19 protein-coding genes are annotated in these 16,285 nt (G+C 43.4%); 12 read left to right on the plus strand and 7 right to left on the minus strand.

The window, feature by feature from the left end; all coding sequences use genetic code 11:
• Positions 1-27 precede the first annotated feature (27 nt).
• Positions 28-1,158, plus strand: coding sequence for a DNA polymerase III subunit beta (gene dnaN / locus LCY76_RS07330; protein ID WP_248252089.1), 1,131 nt, complete (start codon positions 28-30; stop codon positions 1,156-1,158).
• Between the two features lie 210 nt (positions 1,159-1,368).
• Here dnaN and lsrF read toward each other — a convergent pair whose 3' ends face one another.
• The 4 genes from lsrF to LCY76_RS07350 are packed head-to-tail and all read right to left on the minus strand — an operon-like array spanning position 1,369 to position 5,074.
• Positions 1,369-2,163 carry a 3-hydroxy-5-phosphonooxypentane-2,4-dione thiolase gene (gene lsrF / locus LCY76_RS07335; protein ID WP_248252090.1) on the minus strand — a complete coding sequence of 265 codons (795 nt, stop codon included), beginning with the start codon at positions 2,161-2,163 and terminating at the stop codon, positions 1,369-1,371.
• 4 nt (positions 2,164-2,167) lie between these two features.
• Positions 2,168-2,530, minus strand: a complete 363-nt coding sequence (locus tag LCY76_RS07340; RefSeq protein ID WP_248252091.1) for a cupin domain-containing protein — start codon at positions 2,528-2,530, stop codon at positions 2,168-2,170.
• Positions 2,531-2,564: 34 nt separating this feature from the next.
• Positions 2,565-4,127 carry an autoinducer-2 kinase gene (lsrK, locus tag LCY76_RS07345; RefSeq protein WP_248252092.1) on the minus strand — a complete coding sequence of 521 codons (1,563 nt, stop codon included), beginning with the start codon at positions 4,125-4,127 and terminating at the stop codon, positions 2,565-2,567.
• Positions 4,112-5,074, minus strand: a complete 963-nt coding sequence (locus tag LCY76_RS07350; RefSeq protein ID WP_248254618.1) for a sugar-binding transcriptional regulator — start codon at positions 5,072-5,074, stop codon at positions 4,112-4,114. Before LCY76_RS07350 ends, lsrK begins: the two co-directional genes overlap by 16 nt.
• Before the next feature lie 195 nt (positions 5,075-5,269).
• On the opposite strand from LCY76_RS07350, the gene LCY76_RS07355 reads away from it, so the two are divergent.
• Genes LCY76_RS07355 through lsrB form a run of 4 tightly spaced genes read left to right on the plus strand, consistent with a single transcriptional unit; the run spans position 5,270 to position 9,861 of the window.
• Positions 5,270-6,778, plus strand: coding sequence for a sugar ABC transporter ATP-binding protein (locus tag LCY76_RS07355; protein ID WP_248252093.1), 1,509 nt, complete (start codon positions 5,270-5,272; stop codon positions 6,776-6,778).
• The gene (locus tag LCY76_RS07360) at positions 6,775-7,815 is read left to right on the plus strand and encodes an ABC transporter permease subunit (RefSeq protein WP_419714929.1); all 1,041 of its coding nucleotides are present in this window, start codon (positions 6,775-6,777) and stop codon (positions 7,813-7,815) included. The genes LCY76_RS07355 and LCY76_RS07360 overlap by 4 nt, the downstream gene beginning before the upstream one ends.
• Positions 7,799-8,809, plus strand: coding sequence for an ABC transporter permease (locus tag LCY76_RS07365; protein WP_419714983.1), 1,011 nt, complete (start codon positions 7,799-7,801; stop codon positions 8,807-8,809). Before LCY76_RS07360 ends, LCY76_RS07365 begins: the two co-directional genes overlap by 17 nt.
• A complete protein-coding gene (gene lsrB / locus LCY76_RS07370; RefSeq protein WP_248252095.1) occupies positions 8,806-9,861 on the plus strand; it encodes an autoinducer 2 ABC transporter substrate-binding protein LsrB in 1,056 nt (351 codons plus the stop codon). The genes LCY76_RS07365 and lsrB overlap by 4 nt, the downstream gene beginning before the upstream one ends.
• 151 nt (positions 9,862-10,012) lie before the next feature.
• Here lsrB and LCY76_RS07375 read toward each other — a convergent pair whose 3' ends face one another.
• The gene (locus LCY76_RS07375) at positions 10,013-10,312 is read right to left on the minus strand and encodes a DUF5316 domain-containing protein (RefSeq protein ID WP_248252096.1); all 300 of its coding nucleotides are present in this window, start codon (positions 10,310-10,312) and stop codon (positions 10,013-10,015) included.
• A 174-nt stretch (positions 10,313-10,486) separates the two neighbouring features.
• Between LCY76_RS07375 and LCY76_RS07380 the strand changes: the two genes are divergently transcribed.
• The 3 genes from LCY76_RS07380 to LCY76_RS07390 all read left to right on the plus strand — a co-directional run bounded on the left by LCY76_RS07380 (position 10,487) and on the right by LCY76_RS07390 (position 12,076).
• Positions 10,487-10,696: a hypothetical protein gene (locus LCY76_RS07380; protein WP_248252097.1), complete on the plus strand. Its 210-nt coding sequence runs from the start codon at positions 10,487-10,489 to the stop codon at positions 10,694-10,696.
• Positions 10,697-11,007: 311 nt separating this feature from the next.
• Positions 11,008-11,529 carry a competence protein ComK gene (locus LCY76_RS07385; protein WP_248252098.1) on the plus strand — a complete coding sequence of 174 codons (522 nt, stop codon included), beginning with the start codon at positions 11,008-11,010 and terminating at the stop codon, positions 11,527-11,529.
• Between the two features lie 187 nt (positions 11,530-11,716).
• Positions 11,717-12,076: an SET domain-containing protein gene (locus tag LCY76_RS07390; protein WP_248254619.1), complete on the plus strand. Its 360-nt coding sequence runs from the start codon at positions 11,717-11,719 to the stop codon at positions 12,074-12,076.
• Between the two features lie 81 nt (positions 12,077-12,157).
• Here LCY76_RS07390 and LCY76_RS07395 read toward each other — a convergent pair whose 3' ends face one another.
• Positions 12,158-12,610 carry an SgcJ/EcaC family oxidoreductase gene (locus LCY76_RS07395; protein WP_248252099.1) on the minus strand — a complete coding sequence of 151 codons (453 nt, stop codon included), beginning with the start codon at positions 12,608-12,610 and terminating at the stop codon, positions 12,158-12,160.
• A gap of 193 nt (positions 12,611-12,803) precedes the next feature.
• Here LCY76_RS07395 and LCY76_RS23810 point away from each other — a divergent pair, with 193 nt between their 5' ends.
• From LCY76_RS23810 to LCY76_RS07405, 3 genes are all read left to right on the plus strand, one after another.
• Positions 12,804-12,932 (plus strand): hypothetical protein, encoded by a 129-nt coding sequence (locus LCY76_RS23810; protein WP_272885582.1) that lies wholly within the window; start codon positions 12,804-12,806, stop codon positions 12,930-12,932.
• A 255-nt stretch (positions 12,933-13,187) separates the two neighbouring features.
• On the plus strand, positions 13,188-13,526 hold the full coding sequence (locus LCY76_RS07400; protein ID WP_248252100.1) for a hypothetical protein: 339 nt from the start codon (positions 13,188-13,190) through the stop codon (positions 13,524-13,526).
• 83 nt (positions 13,527-13,609) lie between these two features.
• The gene (locus LCY76_RS07405; RefSeq protein WP_248252101.1) at positions 13,610-14,008 is read left to right on the plus strand and encodes a hypothetical protein; all 399 of its coding nucleotides are present in this window, start codon (positions 13,610-13,612) and stop codon (positions 14,006-14,008) included.
• Between the two features lie 281 nt (positions 14,009-14,289).
• On the opposite strand, the gene LCY76_RS07410 is transcribed toward LCY76_RS07405, so the two are convergent.
• Positions 14,290-14,574 (minus strand): TetR/AcrR family transcriptional regulator C-terminal domain-containing protein, encoded by a 285-nt coding sequence (locus LCY76_RS07410; RefSeq protein ID WP_248252102.1) that lies wholly within the window; start codon positions 14,572-14,574, stop codon positions 14,290-14,292.
• Between the two features lie 249 nt (positions 14,575-14,823).
• Here LCY76_RS07410 and LCY76_RS07415 point away from each other — a divergent pair, with 249 nt between their 5' ends.
• The gene (locus tag LCY76_RS07415; protein ID WP_248252103.1) at positions 14,824-16,167 is read left to right on the plus strand and encodes a glucoamylase family protein; all 1,344 of its coding nucleotides are present in this window, start codon (positions 14,824-14,826) and stop codon (positions 16,165-16,167) included.
• The last annotated feature ends 118 nt before the right edge of the window (positions 16,168-16,285 follow it).

Here is a 16,285-nt window from a genome sequence, read left to right on the forward strand (position 1 = left end):
GTAGTGGATGTCGAAAGGGAGTATCACATGGAATTTACCATAAATAAAGAGTATTTGAGCCAAGCGGTTTCGGATGTCAGTAAAGCTGTATCCGCACGGACGACATTACCAATCCTGTCCGGTATTAAGATGGCTGCTGACCATGGCCGCCTTACGCTTACAGGAAGCAATGCTGAGATCGTGATTGAGCGTGTGCTGTATTCCAATGTGCAAGGTGAGAGCATGGTGGCTGTACATAAAACCGGAAGTATCGTGGTTTCTGCAAAGTATTTAAATGATCTTATCAAAAAACTGCCGGGTGATCTGCTCGTGAAGGTTGGGGAAAATCATTCGGTATCCATTCAATCAGAAGATATAGTTGTATCACTAAAAGGATTTCATGCAGGGGAGTTTCCTCGCCTCACGATGTCACAGCCTGAAGCCAGCCATAAGTTACCAGGCACCGTTCTAGCTGATATGATCAAACGAACGATGTTTGCTGTCAGTAAAAATGGAGCACGGCCTGTCCTGACGGGTGTGCATTTTGTCTTTGATCAAAATTTTTTCTGCAGCACCGCTACCGACTCTCTGAGACTGGCAACCTATAAACACAATATCGGCACCAGTTTGATCGGCTCATTTATCGTGCCTCAGCCTGCTCTGAATGAGTTTTTAAAGCTAATGGGGAGCTACACGGGTGAAGTCACCTTAAAGCTTACTGAAAGCTATATCGAGTTTTCAACCGATGTTTTTTCTTTTTATTCGAGGCTCATTGCCGGAAAGTATCCGAACACGGCTTCCTTGATACCAAACGAATTTAAAACGGTTATTACATTGCAGGCCAGTGATTTCTTAAAAGGAATTGACCGGGCAGCATTGTTTGCCGGGGAGTGGAATAATAATAATGTGAATCTAACCCTTCTGGAGGGGAAAAAGCTCGGGATCTCTTCCCGATCTATGGAATCAGGCACCATCCATGAGATCCAGAACATTAACAGTTTAGAAGGCGAGGAAGAACTCAGTATTTCTCTTGATGGGAAATTTCTGACGGAAGCTCTGCGCGGAATAAAAGATGAAGAAATTAAAATCAGTTTCAGCGGGTCCATGAAGCCTGTTTTGATCGAATCTGTTTCTGATTCGCCTTATCAGCATCTTATTTCACCCGTGAGAGCGTATTGATGGGGAGAAGAAGGTTTGCTCTTGGGGTTTGGGAAGGCGGATTGTCGTTTACCCGCTAAAACAGATGATTTACCTGCCGAAACGAAGCAAATACCCGCCAAAATAAAAAAATACCCGCGAAAATAGGACATTTACCCGCCAAAACCTCATTATGGTAAACAGCGGATATATCAATACAAAAAGCACCGGCGCTCCCGGTGCTTTTTCCGCTTATTTCACTTTCACATTAGCAGTATTCTCGTAAACTTCCAGCGCTTCTTTTACACTCGCATTCTTACGGACAATCTCATGGATCGCCTGAATCATGGCCGCTGGATGCTCTGACTGCCAGATGTTTCTGCCCATATCAACGCCGGCTGCGCCTTCCTGCATGGCATTATACGTCAGATTTAGTGCATCCATCATGGTATCCAGCTTAGGTCCGCCAGCGATGACGACTGGAACGGGGCAAGTGCCCGTTACTTTTTCAAAGTTTTCGCAATAATAGGTTTTAATAATATCAGCGCCCATTTCTGCACCGATTCGAGAGGCTAGGGCCAGGAAGCGTGCTTCGCGATTTTGCAGTTCTTTTGCAACAGCAGTAATCGCAAGGACAGGTATGCCGTAGTCGTGAGCTTCGGTCACAACAGAGGCCAAGTTTGAAACGGTTTGAGTTTCATAGTCTGAGCCCACAAAGATCGAAACGCCAACACCTAGGACATTATGGCGGATAGCTTCTTTCATCGGAGTGACAATATGTTCATTAGCCAAATCCTTTCCTACTACACTAGGGCCACCTGATACCCTCATTAACACTGGTTTTTCACAGTTTTCAGGTATGCAGGCAGAGAGGGCTCCTCTTGTCGCAAATAAGGAATCTGTATAGGGGAGCAGCTCTTTTACGGTTTCTCCCGGTTTCTCTAGCCCGTGAATTGGACCCAGGAAATAACCGTGATCAATGGCAAGCATGACTGCTTTTCCCTCTGGCAGTATTTGATTCATTCGGTTTTTTAATCCCCAACTCATATGATCACTCCTTCTCAAGATCTGGATTGTCTACAACAACAGAATCTTTTTCTTGTAAATGCGGTGATTTAATAAATACAGCTTTAAAATTTTGTTGAGATTGATTGATGAGATAGTGAGCTTCGTTTGGCCGGACTTGAAGCATGTCACCAGTTTTGGCAGGCACTCGCACACCATCAATATAGAAATCTATGGAACCTTCTAGTACATAAAAAATTTCTTCGCATGTCGTATGATAGTGATTTGGGAAGTCCTGGCCAGGCTTCAGCACGACGACACCAAGGTCTACATTTGGACCTTTCGTTAAATATTTAGGGCCATGATCTCCGAAGCGGAATTCATTTTCTGACTCATTCACTTTCAGCAAAACAGCCACCCCTCTTCCTCTGTATTTATGACGGTCAAACAGAACCAGGTGCTTTCCACATATGATGGGTCAGCCCTTGGTCAGAGAGTGCCAGATGCTCCTTGTATACTGCATGCCAATTCTCAAAAATCTTCGCATAAAGGCTATGATTTTCTTTATTTGGTTCATACGTGTTCTCCCATTGAACGATTTCAAGGACAGCTTTTTCAATGGATGAGTAAATGCCCGCTCCATAACCAGCGACGATCGCTGTTCCGAGGGCGGCAGCTTCCTTCACAAGCGGAACCTTCACCTTGACTCCGAGCACGTCAGAAAGGATCTGGCACCAAAGCTTGCCGTTAGAAGCTCCTCCGGCAAAAATGACTTCATCAGGATAGTAGCCTGTGTGCTCCTGTATCATTTTTAAGTTTCCAAGCGTCACCAGGGCTGCATTTTCTTCAATCGCCCGGAACAACTCCTTTTTGCCGCAGCGCTCGGGATCGAGAGAAAGATTCGTAAAAGAAGGGGAGGCATGGCGCCAGGAAATAAAGTTCATCACATCTGAAAAAATAGGCATGATGCCATATGAGCCCACAGGAACTTCGGCTGCCTGTTCTTCCAGCAATTCATAGGGGTCTCTTCCAAGCTCTCTTGCACGATTCTTTTCTTCTGTACAAAAGGCATCCCGAAACCAGCGCATGACGAGGCCAGGGAAGAAGACTATGGTTTCATACTGCCAAAGATGGGACACTGCATGACAATTGATTCGTATGCGCTGTTTAGGATCGGGGACAGGGGCAGTCACGTTAACTTCTTGCTGCCAAAAGCTGCCTCCGGAAACAAGAGTCTGACCTTCCTTCACTACTCCAACACCTACAGAGGCGAGCTGAGCATCACCTCCACCTGAAAATACGGCTGTACCTTCAGCCAATCCGGTGAACTTTGCAGTTTCAGCTGTAACATGCCCAAGTAATGTTCCTGCTTCATGAACAGGTGGGAAAAGGCTGCTCTTCATTCCGCATTCCTTGGTAATTTGCTCATCCCAAGTGCGTTCTTTTATATTAAAGATGCCGGTTGTGCAGCCATTGGAAGGGTCGGCTTGCAGTTTTCCGCAAAGCTTATAGAGCAGCCAATCATTAAGCATCGTGATGGCCGCTGTCTCATTATAGATTTCAGGCTGATTTTTCTTGATCCATAAAAGACGAGGCAATGCTCCCAGCGCAAAGGTTTGGCCGGAAAGGCTGTACAGGTCTTCTTCAATAAGTGGGCGAAGCTGTTTTAAGTCTGTCACTTCTTCTGAAGCACGTGAGTCCACGTTGGCGCATGCCCAAATTTCCTGGCCTTCTTTGTTGTAAAGAACAAAACCTTCCCGCATGCTTGTTGCACTGATTCCTTTTATACATTGAGGCGTTATTTCGGCTTGCTGCACGGCATCTTTTATACATTCCACAGCTATTCTCCAGTTCTCTTTTACATCAAAATTCATAGAGCCGGGAAAGCGCGAATCTGCCGGATGATCCCATTCCTGCTGTGACAATGACAGTTGATTGCCTTTCGTATCGAATAAAACCGCACGAATACTACCCGTTCCTGCATCAAGTGCTAGGATGGCATCCATTCTTTTTTTGTCGCCTCCTTCTTCATTAATTGAATAGCACTTTCTTCATCCGTGATTAAAGTTTGAACATATCCGCCTTTCAATGCTCCGTAAATGGCATCGATTTTCGTTTGTCCTCCTGCAACTCCGACCACATTTTTCATTCCTTTTAGTTTAGAGATGGATATTCCAATTCTGCGTTCATGGTGAGGGAGAGTTAGGAGTTCTCCGGCAGCATTGTAAAATTGGCCGAGGATATCACCGACGCCATTCAGTTTCTTGATTGTCGTCATTTCTTTTAAGGTTATTTTTTCTTCTTTAATAATGGTGGCATCTGATGATAATCCGCCAATTCCGACGAGCATGACAGAAGAAACACCTGCAAGCTCGAGGATATCGCTTACAGCAGGCTCGGAAAGAATGCTTGTGGCCATTTGTTGAGAGGAGGCAAGAAATGGTGCCGGGATAATATGAAACCGGCCCTGAAACTTGCTTAGCCCTCCATCAAGAGAATAATTTTTCTTTTGAAAATAATAGTTGACTCCGCCAGTCAGCGTAACAATGGATACATTGGCTGCCGGGTCAAGTGACAGGTGCTGCAGTGTACGTGTAACAGCTTCACCCCAGCCAATCCCGAGAAGCTGTTCGGAAGTCAGGGTGCTTTCAAGGTATTGTGCTGCCGCTTTTGCTAAGGAGTCTGATAGGTTGGAAGCAGGAGTTGGAATAATGAAGGCATCGGAGAGACCAAATGTTTCTATAACATCTCTTTCGGTGCTCAAACAGTTGATTCCGTTCCCTCGAATGTTAAATTGAACAATTCCGTCAGAACGAGCTTTTTCCAGCATACGGACGATCTTGTTTCGGGAAAGATCCAGCAGTTCGGCAATTTCATTTTGTGTCAGGTTGTTTTTATAGTAGTGCCAGGCTACTTTTACGATTAAATTCTCCTCATAAGTGGACCTGTTCATGAGTTCCATCCTTTCCACATATGACCGTTGCTTCAACATATGTTCCTCCAAAATTGATTATGCCCGCTATTCAAAGTGTGAAAATTGGTTCTAAGGAATCATTTGGTAAGATAAAATGCTACAAATACCACTAATCTTTTCTCAACAAAAATTAGTGGCAATAAAAATTGTTTGATTGAAAGGCAGGTGAATCCAATGGGTGAAGAATCCCTGTTACAAATGTCTGAGATCAAAAAGCAATTTTCTGAGAATCTGGTTTTGAAAGACGTGGACATGAGTGTATTATCCGGCCAAATTCATGCTTTGATTGGAGGAAATGGAGCAGGAAAGTCTACCCTGATGAAAATCATAACCGGGCTGTATCAAGCAGATTCCGGGCAATTGCTGATGAAAGGGGAGCAGGTACATTTCAACTCTCCGGCAGAAGCACATAAGAAAGGCATTTATCTGGTTCCGCAAGAACCTTTAATCTTTCCAAATATGTCAGTGGAGGAAAATATTTCGATTGGCCTCAAACAGCCGAAAAAGACCGTTAAACAAAAGATAAGGGAACTTAATTCTAAACTTTGCTGGAATTTGGATCTTTCTCGATCGGCATCGACGCTCTCCATTGCCGAGCAGCAGCTGGTTGAATTGCTGAGAGGCCTTATGCGTGATGCTGAGCTGCTGATTCTGGATGAGCCGACTTCCACACTAACCCACCATGAAATATCAAGCCTGTTCAGGATTGTTAAACAGCTGGCAAGCAGCGGAAAGGGAATTGTATATATTACTCACCGCTTTTCGGAAATCTTCGAGCTTGCCCATCATATATCCGTTTTGCGTGACGGAGTGATCAGCGCTTCTGGCCCCGTTTCTCAGTTTTCCTATGAAAAGCTGGTTCAGAACCTTATGCCTGAAGGAAAAACATTTGATTCAAAAGCATCAGTCAGTCCTTGTAGACAGGAAGGAAAGGCAGAGGACAAAACTCCAATTTTGTCTGTAAAAAATCTTTTTGGTAAGCGTTTTCATTCTGTGTCGTTCACTGTTTGCAAGGGTGAAGTGGTCGGAATAGCAGGAATCGTTGGGGCAGGGAGAACTGAACTAGCTGAAGCGATTTTTGGCATATCACAGTGCGCTTCAGGAGAAGTTTGTCTTGATGGCGAAGATATAACAACTTTTTCTGTCAGAGAGCGAATCGACAGAGGCCTCGTTTATATCCCGGAGGATCGATATGCACACGGTGTATTTTCAATTGCATCGTTAAAAGGAAATTTAACCTCAGCCATACTTCATAAGGGGAAAGGATGGATCCTTCCCTTTAAGCAAGAACAAAAGATAGCGGAACAGTACATCAGCCAGCTCAATGTGAAAGCGTTAAATTGCCGCCAGTCTGCCGAGTCTTTATCAGGAGGAAATCAGCAGAAAATTGTATTAGGAAAGTATCTGGCTGCCAAGCCAAAGGTAATCTTGTTTGATGAGCCCACAAGAGGAATAGATGCGAGTGCACGGCTGGATATCTATGAATTGATATCAGAGCTGAAGAAAAAGGGAATCAGTATCGTTCTTATTTCATCGGATCCAGAGGAAATTATGGCGTTGAGTGACCATGTTTGGGTGATGCACGAAGGAAAGCTGGTCAAAAAACTGGAGGACGATGCCATTACACTGGATCAGATTACGAGTGCTTCCTTTGGTGTGGAAGAGGAGGTAACTGCTCCATGAAACTCCTATTGAGATTGATGCAAATCCGAGAGGCATCTATCTTTTTGTTCATTCTTTTATTTGTAGGCTGTATTGGCCTTGTGAATCCTGCATTTACAAGTGGGGGTTCGCTCGGTTTGATTTTGAAGTCCAGTATGATTCTTCTCGTTTTGGCAGTCGGCCAATCCTTTGTCTTAATAACCGCAAATATTGACGTTTCAGTTGGTTCTACTATGGGACTTTCTGCAGCGGTCTGCGGGATGATGCTTACTCATGGGGTGTCAGGATCTCTTTCCGTCGCTGCTGCTTTGCTTATAGGTTCATGTATTGGGGCTGCCAATGGTTTAGGCGTTTCGTTCTTTCGTATCCCGTCAATCATCATGACATTAGGGACTCTGGGAATTGTAAGAGGATATATGCTGTTTTATACAGAGGGTAAATGGATTGAGGATATTCCATTCTATTTTAAAAAACTTTCATCAGCAGCATTTCTCGGGATTCAACTTCCGGTTTGGATTGGAATCATAGCCGCTGTAATGGCCTACCTCTTTCTTACCAGATCCTCAGTGGGCCGTTACTTTTACGCGGTAGGGGATAATGAGGCAGGAGCAAGGCTAATCGGTCTTCCTGTTAAATCCATTACCGTGCTGGCGTTTACTTTCTCCGGTTTATCGGCATCGATTGCCGCCTGTCTGTTTGTCATGAACATCGGTTTTGTGCCGAATCAAACTGGTACAGGAATTGAATTACAGGTCATTGCGGCAGCCGTCCTTGGAGGTGTAAGTCTTTCAGGAGGCCAGGGTTCTTTATTTGGTGCAGCTCTGGGAGCCATCTTTCTTGAGGTGATCAATAATTCTTTGGTCTTTCTGAAGGTTCCTGCCTACTGGAACAATGCCATATCCGGATTTCTTCTGCTTTTGATCGTAACAGGAGACAGCAGGTTTCAGCTCTGGCTGCAAAGCAACGGGAAAAAGAAACAGCAAGAACAGGAAAATATGAGCCGTTCTAAACTACCGAAGTCAGGAGAGGGCGGATATGAAGATAAAGTCGTTCTATAGATGGGAGTTCTTCCTCCTGCTTATATTCATCGTGGAAATAGGCATTTTCGGATGGCTTAGCCCAGGTTTTCTCAATGTGAACAACCTGCTGTTCAGTATGAATGATTTCATGTTTATCAGCATTGCAGCCATTCCAATGACCCTCGTCATTATATCAGGGGGAATTGATGTTTCGATCGGTTCTATCATGGGTCTTTGTTCTATTATTCTGGGAGTCTCCTGGTCTCACGGAGTGAATGTGTGGCTCGCGGTATTGATTGCAATCTCCTCCGGATTGGCTGCAGGTCTTCTCAATGGCCTTATCATTCTATATAGCAGAGTACAGCCGCTTGTGGTGACATTAGGCAGTATGTTTCTTTTTTCTGGATTAGCGCTTGTTATTTCCGGCGGATCAAAGGCATCAGGCTATGAGGGCATCAGTGGTTTTCCAGATACCTTCGTGCAGCTTGGCAATGGGAGTTTCATAGGTATTCCCAATCCGCTTTGGTTCCTGATCGGTATGACAGCTGTCTTTTGTACATTGCTCCATTTTACGAAATACGGAAGAAGTGTATATCTTGTCGGCATTAACAGCAAGGCTGCATTCTATAGCGGTTTGCGAATCAAGTGGATATCGCTAAGCACGTATATCTTATCTGGATTGGGAGGTGGTTTAGGCGGAATACTGCTAACATCTTACTTCAGTTCAGCTAGAGCAGATTTAGGTTCTGAAGCTGTATTGCCTGTCATTACTGCAGTGGTTCTGGGTGGAACGAGCATCATCGGCGGCAAAGGGTCGATTGCAGGTACCGTGATTGCCAGTATTGTAATCGGCTTTATGCAATATGGCCTTCAAATGATCGGTCTGACGAGTGAACAGGCGAGTATTGTAATTGGGGCTATGCTGATTATTTCAGTCATGGCAAGGCAAAGTTCCTATCAGAAAGTCATTCAATGGTTCAGGCAAAGTAAAACAGATTCTTCTGATCCTACGTACAAGGGGGAAATGAGATGAAAAGAAGAAGTGTCTTATCCTTGTTCCTTATTTTTGCATTAATGATTTCATTGATGGCTGCCTGCAGCAACGGTGACAGCAAACCGAAGGCCAAAGAGGCCAAAGATGTTAAGCTGGCGTTCATCCCGAAGCTGACAGGTGTAGGGTTCTTCACGTCTGGTGGTGAAGGGGCCAAGGAAATGGCTGACAAACTTGGCGTCAAACTGAAATACGACGGACCTTCAGAAGCTACTGTTTCCGGGCAAGTAAAATACATTAACAGTTTTGTGAACCAGGGTTATGATGCGATCATGGTGTCTTCAACCTCAGTTGACGGCCTCTCTCAAACATTAAAGCGTGCAAAGCAAAAAGGAGTGAAGGTACTGACTTGGGATTCAGATGTAAATCCAAAGGACCGTTCGTTCTATATCAATCAGGGAACACCGCAGCAGCTTGGCCAGCTTCTCATCGATATGACGGCTTCTCAGATTGGCGATAAAGGGAAAGTAGCTTTCTTCTATTCCAGTCCTACGGTTACTGATCAAAATCAATGGGTGAAGGAAGCGAAAGCCATTATCGCAAAAAAATATCCAGGATGGAAGGTAGTCACAACTCAATACGGTGAAAACAACGCGCAAAAATCATTATCCGTGGGTGAGGGAATCTTGAAAACCTATCCTGATGTGGATGCGGTCATCTGTCCGGATGCTACTGCTCTGCCGGCCATGGCTCAAGCCGCTGAAAACCTCAAAAAAGCCGGAAAGGTAACTGTCACTGGATTTTCAACACCAAATGTCATGCGTGATTTTGTGAAACGCGGTACTGTAAAACAATTCGGCTTATGGGATGTAAAACAGCAGGGAGCACTCGCTACCTACGTTTCCTACTTGATGACGGTCAAAGGCAAGACTCTCAAAGTAGGCGACTCGTTTGAAGTGCCGGGTATAGGAAAAGTAAAAATTGAGCCAAATACCATTCAGGGCTATGATTATCAATCCAAAGACAGCGGCATTATCCTGCTCCCTGAACGCGTCATATTCACGAAAGATAATATTGATAAGTACAAATTTTAATTCTGTAGTTCCGATTTAGGGGAGTGTGGTAAAATTACCGTTTACCCTCCAAACAAGTGATTTACCCGCCGAAACCGGGTTATGGTAAACCAGCGACCCTCGAATTCAGCCAAATAAAAGAAGAGACTCGAATCTGAGTCTCTTCTTTTTATTAAAGGTAATTCTGTACTACGTAATAGCTGACTGCAACGATCAGGTTTGGCAAAGCGAACAATAGTAAGAGGGTGGAATAGCGTATTCTGTCTTGGCGATTCTCTTTGGTCTCACTGAAGTAATTTGCCCGGAACCGGTCACCGTCAATAAAAGCCCCAGTGAAAAGACCCGCAGCTAATAGCGAAACCAGGCCAATGCTGCCAGACACATTGAGCAGCAAGCTCCAGTCATTCAAAATAAATGCACTTAATAAAACAGCAGCACCGACGATCAGCCCCGCAATAAAAAAACTTTTCATAAAATCAGCCTCCTGTGTCTTGGATATACTGATCACATCTTTTAATTTCCATTACTACAATAATACCATTTATATCCAGTCTGTAAATGTAGTATATTCACTAAAAATTCATTGTAAACAGCAGGCTGGCATTTTATAATAAGAACAAATGTTCGTTGTATTGGGGTGGTAAAATTGGATGAGCAAATTCGGTATCATTTTATGCATAAGGAAAGAATGGCCGTTACCAATGAGATCATCATTCAGTTTATGGATTTTCAGGGTAAGCGTTTAGTAAGGGCGACAGCTCAGGATCTGAACAGCAGTGACAACCAAAAGTTAAAAGAAGATGCCAGAAAGCAATGGGACCGGATAAAAAGGGCGGAGACCATGGAGCAGAAATAGCTGGCTGGCTATAAAAGAAGAGGAGGCAAGACATGCAAGACATGGTGGATACCACAATGGTAAACGGCGTGCAGCTGCGGGATGTGGAGGAAGAGAATCTGAAGCTGAAATAGATCCTCGTCGAACTGAGTCTTTTTTCACAGATAAAAGGATGATTTTGTAAAATATTGTAGAAAAGTTCAGAATTTTTGATATAATTAAGATGTGTAACTGATCGGTTCACAGAAGGAGGAATGTTATTGAGGTAAAATGCAGTGTCTATATCACCCAGGGGGCTGGGGATCTTTCAAATTGAGAGGGGTAAGTGGTTAATGACAAATAAGGTGATGGTTCCAAATAAACAATATGAAATCAATGTAGACACCATGGCATTACTGCCTTTCTGCGATGAGTATGGCAATTTACATACGAAGGTTCTTGAAAGAAACAGAACGTTGTGTGTTTGTGGAAAACCCAAGTCTGTTATCACTTTTAGCTGCGGTTACTATGGGTCAAGCTATAAGGGCCGGAAGGATGGGGCTTCTCATATAATGGGAATCAGGTCTCGGGCTCCAATTGTTATCAGTGAACAGCTGGGCATCTTTTTCATTCCTCTTGAATCTCCGAACAATGACACATGCATCTGGATTGCTCAGGCTCATGTAAAACAGGTCAAAGCAATCTCCTCCGACACATCAGACATCATTTTTTCGAACGATACCTTCATTTCAGTCAACCAGGCTAAAAGTACGCTTGAAGCTAAAATCCATCGTGCGTCACATTATCGTTTTATTTTGGAACTGCGGATCAATGAGAAAAAAACGATTTATACACATCGTTTTTTCCGGCCTTAAATTTAACCAAAAGAAGACCCTGGTTGCTCAGCGCAGCCAGGGTTTTATGGTATCTAAAGAGATTGAATGGGATTTATTGATTAAAAGTCCCAGACACCATGTGCCCTTTTTTATTTTGTCCAGTACAGGACTTGTGAACTTTGAATACGATGAATATAACAATCGAAGAAAGAAAGGTTGTGTATTCATGTTTGAAATAAGGCCATCGCGGTTTGGCAGAGGCATCTTTGCTACCCGCAGCATAAAAAAAGGAGAGCTGATACATAGAGCTCCCGTTATAGCGAGTCCAAAAGAAGAATGCAAATATATGATTAAAACGGTCTTGGCAGACTATGTTTTTAACTGGGGTGATGGGTATGCCATCGCACTGGGTTACGGATCGCTGTTTAATCATTCCTATTCCCCAAATGCCAGGTATAAACTTAAAAAAAGTGAATTAATGATTGATTTTTACGCGTATAAAGACATTAATGCGGATGAAGAAATTCTGGTGAATTATAATGGGGATCCTGAGGATGACAGAGAACTATGGTTTAAACCGATATGAAGGCGGTATACGTCTAACTAGGACATAAAAAAGGAGTTTCAATCATACCCGATTGGACTCCTTTTTGTATCTGAAGGTCATTCACTCAAAAAAGCTGTTCTTTAATTCATCTGTCATTTCCCTGACGAGCTCAGGCCGGCCATGAAATTGAGCAGGTGTATTTTGAAAGAGTTCGATTCTCCACATTCCATTCGTTTTAACGGCAACGAGGGTCTGATGAGCGTTAAGGTCAGGGTTCAAATCATCTTTCCCGTCCGGCACCATTCCGACGATTGACCGTAAAAGGGCACTTTCATTGCTTAATAGCTTAATGCCTTTAACTTTAAAGACATAGGCGGGTGTCGGATGATTGGTAAAGATCGGCTCAAGGTGAGAAAAAATCTCTTCATTTCCGATGACGTGGCTGCCGTCAAATCCGATTAATTCCCCCCCTGTCAGAAACAGTTCCGCCATGCCGGCACTGTTTCGTTCGTTCCAGGCTTCAATCAACTGGCGGTATAGCTGCATTACATCTTCAAGAGCAGTAGAACCCATAGAATATCCCTCCAAGAACAGTATACTTATAGCTTGGCCTTATCCAAGTCTATCGTCAAGTCCTGCTTTCTATCAAATTGGACAGCTTTTTTTTATTTCTAGGGATAGCTGCACCAATCGGGATTGATAGACTGGCATATACTAGTTTCATAAGGGTTTCCCTTTGTATCCTCTTTATAAAGGAGGTGAGGGAATGATTACTCTAGTCACAATTGTGCTTGCATTACTCCTTTTGGTTGCATTGCTCGTAGCGGTACTTCTTGGCACGCCTGAGCAGCAAACAATTATCCGGGATGCGATTACAGCGATTCTCGGTGCATAACCTGCATCGAATAAACTAGAACCCTTATGAGAAAAATCTCCGGAAGCTCATGTTTCCGGAGATTTTTTATTGCAATTCTGCACGTTCTGAATATTATCGCCGTATTCCCCTAAGATTTTCTTTCAATTTCCATAAATCAATCGGAAACTTTCGAAAAAATACGAAAAGAAAAAGAAGGGCTGGCTTTCCTAATGTCAAAGATAAAGCGTGTAGGAGAATTCCTACTTTTAAAATTCAGATGCAGGAGGGATCACCATGAAACGCATCCTAACATTTGAACCCAATAAGCCGGATCCTACAGACGTTGCTCACATCATTAAAGATGCTGCAGAATATGCCAATAAAGAGTGTTACAGGACCAATCTGCTGTCAGTCAATCATATTAATGTCCTATTGCATGTCATTGAATTGCTGCAAGAAGAAAAACAGGAGCAAATTCAGTCCGCTCAAGAAAATTTGAGAGAATGGAGTGTGCGGTGGGAACAAGGGGATGTTCATTTTGTTCCTGAACTCATGAATATGGTAAACAGCATGGTGCAAAACCCATCGCCTCTCTTAAAACAGGTGGGTACTATCGCTTCAAACGAGTATTAAAAGTTTATTTAACAAAATTCCTCTGCGGTGCATATGATGTTTATGGGTATTTGCCTACGATGCATACAGGGGGAGCGGATAGTATGACAGAAAAAAATGACATTCAAGAACAAGAGAGTGAAGAGGTTAGCGGCAGAGAGGCTTTGGATGTTAACGGCATAATGAATTTAGCAGGAAGTATTCTCAACAAAGACGATGATTCCATTGATCTTAGCAGCATGATGATGATGGCTGCAAACTTGTTAAAAGACGATGGCCTTCTTGGAAACTTAGGTTTTGCTCAAGCCTCCGATGCTCTTGTCGAAGATGAACAGCAGAATAGTGAGCTGGAGTGGCTGTCACGGCAGCTGCATGATCTCACCCATCAAAATATTGAGCTGAAGGAAGAATTGGTTGCTATTAAAGAGCAAATCTCTGAGACGAAAGAAGCGATAGCACAGCTTGTAGAGGCTTCAAAAAAACGCTGGTGGCAGCTCAAATGAAGACAAAAACGGAAGGCCTCTTAGAGGTGTTCCGTTTTTAGTTTGTTTGCTTTATAATTTCTTCATTTCTTCATATTTATGAACCTTTCCAGGAAATGCTTTGTTAAAGGGAACGGGTTTGAAATTCTTCCTATGTACAACGATATGGGGGTTGTTCCCATGGCACACAATTCGCAATTTCCGCTTCCTTTTACAATTTCAAAGCCATATACGGTTCCTGACCGTTTATTTTCTTCAACCCAGGTGTCCAAGCTATTTTAACAATAAAATGCTCAGCACTTTTAAGAGTTGAGCTTTTTATTATGTTTAAGGCCGTCCAATAGAACATGCAGGCCAAACAGAAAATGTGGTTCACCATGAACAACTGCTGAATAGCCGGCGAGTTCATTCAGTGCAGGATATTGCTCTACAGACAGTGATTGGAACATTTCTTTTGTCTCTTTCAATAATTGATCCATTGGAATTCTTTGCGCTTTCGATGTATGCACAAGGATCATCTCATCTTTAACAAAGGAAAGAACATAATTATTAAATAAACTGGCGGCTGCTGGAACCTGTTCTTTCAAGTTATTCAGACCTCCTTATTGCTTTTTGTCATTGTCATTATTCTGTGATTAAGCCATGGGGCAAGCGAAAGAAAAAGCAGTTCAGCCAAAAGTTTAAATGAAAGTGAAACCTTTTGCAGATGTCAAAAGCCCTGTTTTAATGGATGGATACTAAATATTCAGAAAATAAGTTTACGTTAAAACTATAGAATGATAAAATATTGGTGAAACGTTTCGATAAAATAAAATAAATCAGTGAGAGGAGAAAAAATGAAGAAGCTAATGCATGTGGTGATCGCTTCAGTATGTATTCTTTTTACCGTCTGTTCAGCTACTGCGGCTCAGGCCTCTGAACATAACCAGGCTGCATTTCAAAATGATTTGAAAGCGATTGCAAAGGATACCTATTCTTATTTTAGTGATTATACCGATCCAAAAACGGGGTTAACGAGTGATACGGTCAGGCTCTCAAACGGGAAAGTTGAAGAAGCCAAACATACATCACCCACCAATATTTCAATGTATCTCCTGAGTACCATATCTGCGCAGGAAATGGGCTTTATTTCGCGAAAGGAAGCCGTTCAGCGCATCCAAACAACACTCCATACACTGAACAGCTTAAAGAAGTGGAACGGCTTATTTTATAATTGGTACAATACGGACGGCTCTCTTAAAACGGACTGGGGACAATTTATTTCGCAGGTAGACAATAGCTGGCTGACGGCGGGATTAATGACCGCAGGACAGGCGTATAAGGAGCTCTATCCGCAAACAAGCAAACTTGTAAAGGCGATGGATTACAAGACACTTTATGATCCGGAAGTTGGACAGTTCCGTGGCGGCTATGATGTTGTGACGGGTAAATTGACTGAACATCATTATGGGATGTTTTATACCGAGCCAAGACTGGGGAGCTATATCGCCATCGGCAAAGGAGATGTACCAAGGGATCATTGGTGGAAAATGTACAGAACCCTTCCGCCTGAATGGGATTGGCAGTCACAGACTCCAGAAGGACCAACTGCAGAGTATGACGGTGTCTCAGTTTTCGAGGGGCATTATGAGTACAAGGGTGTAAAGTATGTACCGAGCTGGGGAGGAAGCATGTTTGAAGGGCTGATGCCGGGCCTTGTGTTAAATGAGAAAAAATATGGCAAGAACGCACTTGGGTTAAATAACGAGCGGCATGTGCAGCTGCAAATGGCGTTTGCGAAGGAGAAAGGATATAGGGCTTGGGGATTCTCTCCTGCTGCCACTCCTGAAGGCTACAGTGAGTTCGCAGCAACACCGCTTGGAACATCAGGTTATAAAGATGATGGTACGGTAACGGCTCATGCATCGTTTCTTGCACTGGACTATGCACCAACAGCCGTCCGTAAAAACCTTGATGAGCTTAGTAAATTGCACGTTTATGGGAAATATGGGTTTTATGACTCCGTAAATGTAAAGAGCGGGGAAGTGGCCAAAGCCTACCTGGCGCTGGATCAGGGAATGATTATGGTATCGATCGCCAACCATGTGAAGCATGATGTGATCCGTAATTACTTCCATCAAGATCCTATCGCTGAAAAACCGCTAGATTTGCTGAAAAGGGAAGAGTTTTCGATTAAATAATGAAAGAGCGGCTGTCCGAGTGGGTATGCCGCTCTTTTTTTGTGTGATTTGAATGCTTGATTGCTGTTTACCCGCGAAAACGTGAGGGATATCCGCGGAAATGAGAGATTTACCCGCC

It is taken from the genome of Fictibacillus marinisediminis (assembly GCF_023149135.1).
In the GTDB taxonomy this organism is placed as follows: domain Bacteria; phylum Bacillota; class Bacilli; order Bacillales; family Fictibacillaceae; genus Fictibacillus_C; species Fictibacillus_C marinisediminis.

Bases quoted from the DNA above. Each gene is read 5' to 3' on its own strand.
- dnaN (WP_248252089.1), top strand. From the start codon at position 28: ATGGAATTTACCATAAATAAAGAGTATTTGAGCCAAGCGGTTTCGGAT.
- lsrF (WP_248252090.1), bottom strand. From the start codon at position 2,163: ATGAGTTGGGGATTAAAAAACCGAATGAATCAAATACTGCCAGAGGGA.
- lsrK (WP_248252092.1), bottom strand. From the start codon at position 4,127: ATGGATGCCATCCTAGCACTTGATGCAGGAACGGGTAGTATTCGTGCG.
- LCY76_RS07350 (WP_248254618.1), bottom strand. From the start codon at position 5,074: ATGAACAGGTCCACTTATGAGGAGAATTTAATCGTAAAAGTAGCCTGG.
- LCY76_RS07355 (WP_248252093.1), top strand. From the start codon at position 5,270: ATGGGTGAAGAATCCCTGTTACAAATGTCTGAGATCAAAAAGCAATTT.
- LCY76_RS07360 (WP_419714929.1), top strand. From the start codon at position 6,775: ATGAAACTCCTATTGAGATTGATGCAAATCCGAGAGGCATCTATCTTT.
- lsrB (WP_248252095.1), top strand. From the start codon at position 8,806: ATGAAAAGAAGAAGTGTCTTATCCTTGTTCCTTATTTTTGCATTAATG.
- LCY76_RS07375 (WP_248252096.1), bottom strand. From the start codon at position 10,312: ATGAAAAGTTTTTTTATTGCGGGGCTGATCGTCGGTGCTGCTGTTTTA.
- LCY76_RS07385 (WP_248252098.1), top strand. From the start codon at position 11,008: ATGACAAATAAGGTGATGGTTCCAAATAAACAATATGAAATCAATGTA.
- LCY76_RS07390 (WP_248254619.1), top strand. From the start codon at position 11,717: ATGTTTGAAATAAGGCCATCGCGGTTTGGCAGAGGCATCTTTGCTACC.
- LCY76_RS07395 (WP_248252099.1), bottom strand. From the start codon at position 12,610: ATGGGTTCTACTGCTCTTGAAGATGTAATGCAGCTATACCGCCAGTTG.
- LCY76_RS23810 (WP_272885582.1), top strand. From the start codon at position 12,804: ATGATTACTCTAGTCACAATTGTGCTTGCATTACTCCTTTTGGTTGCA.
- LCY76_RS07400 (WP_248252100.1), top strand. From the start codon at position 13,188: ATGAAACGCATCCTAACATTTGAACCCAATAAGCCGGATCCTACAGAC.
- LCY76_RS07405 (WP_248252101.1), top strand. From the start codon at position 13,610: ATGACAGAAAAAAATGACATTCAAGAACAAGAGAGTGAAGAGGTTAGC.
- LCY76_RS07415 (WP_248252103.1), top strand. From the start codon at position 14,824: ATGAAGAAGCTAATGCATGTGGTGATCGCTTCAGTATGTATTCTTTTT.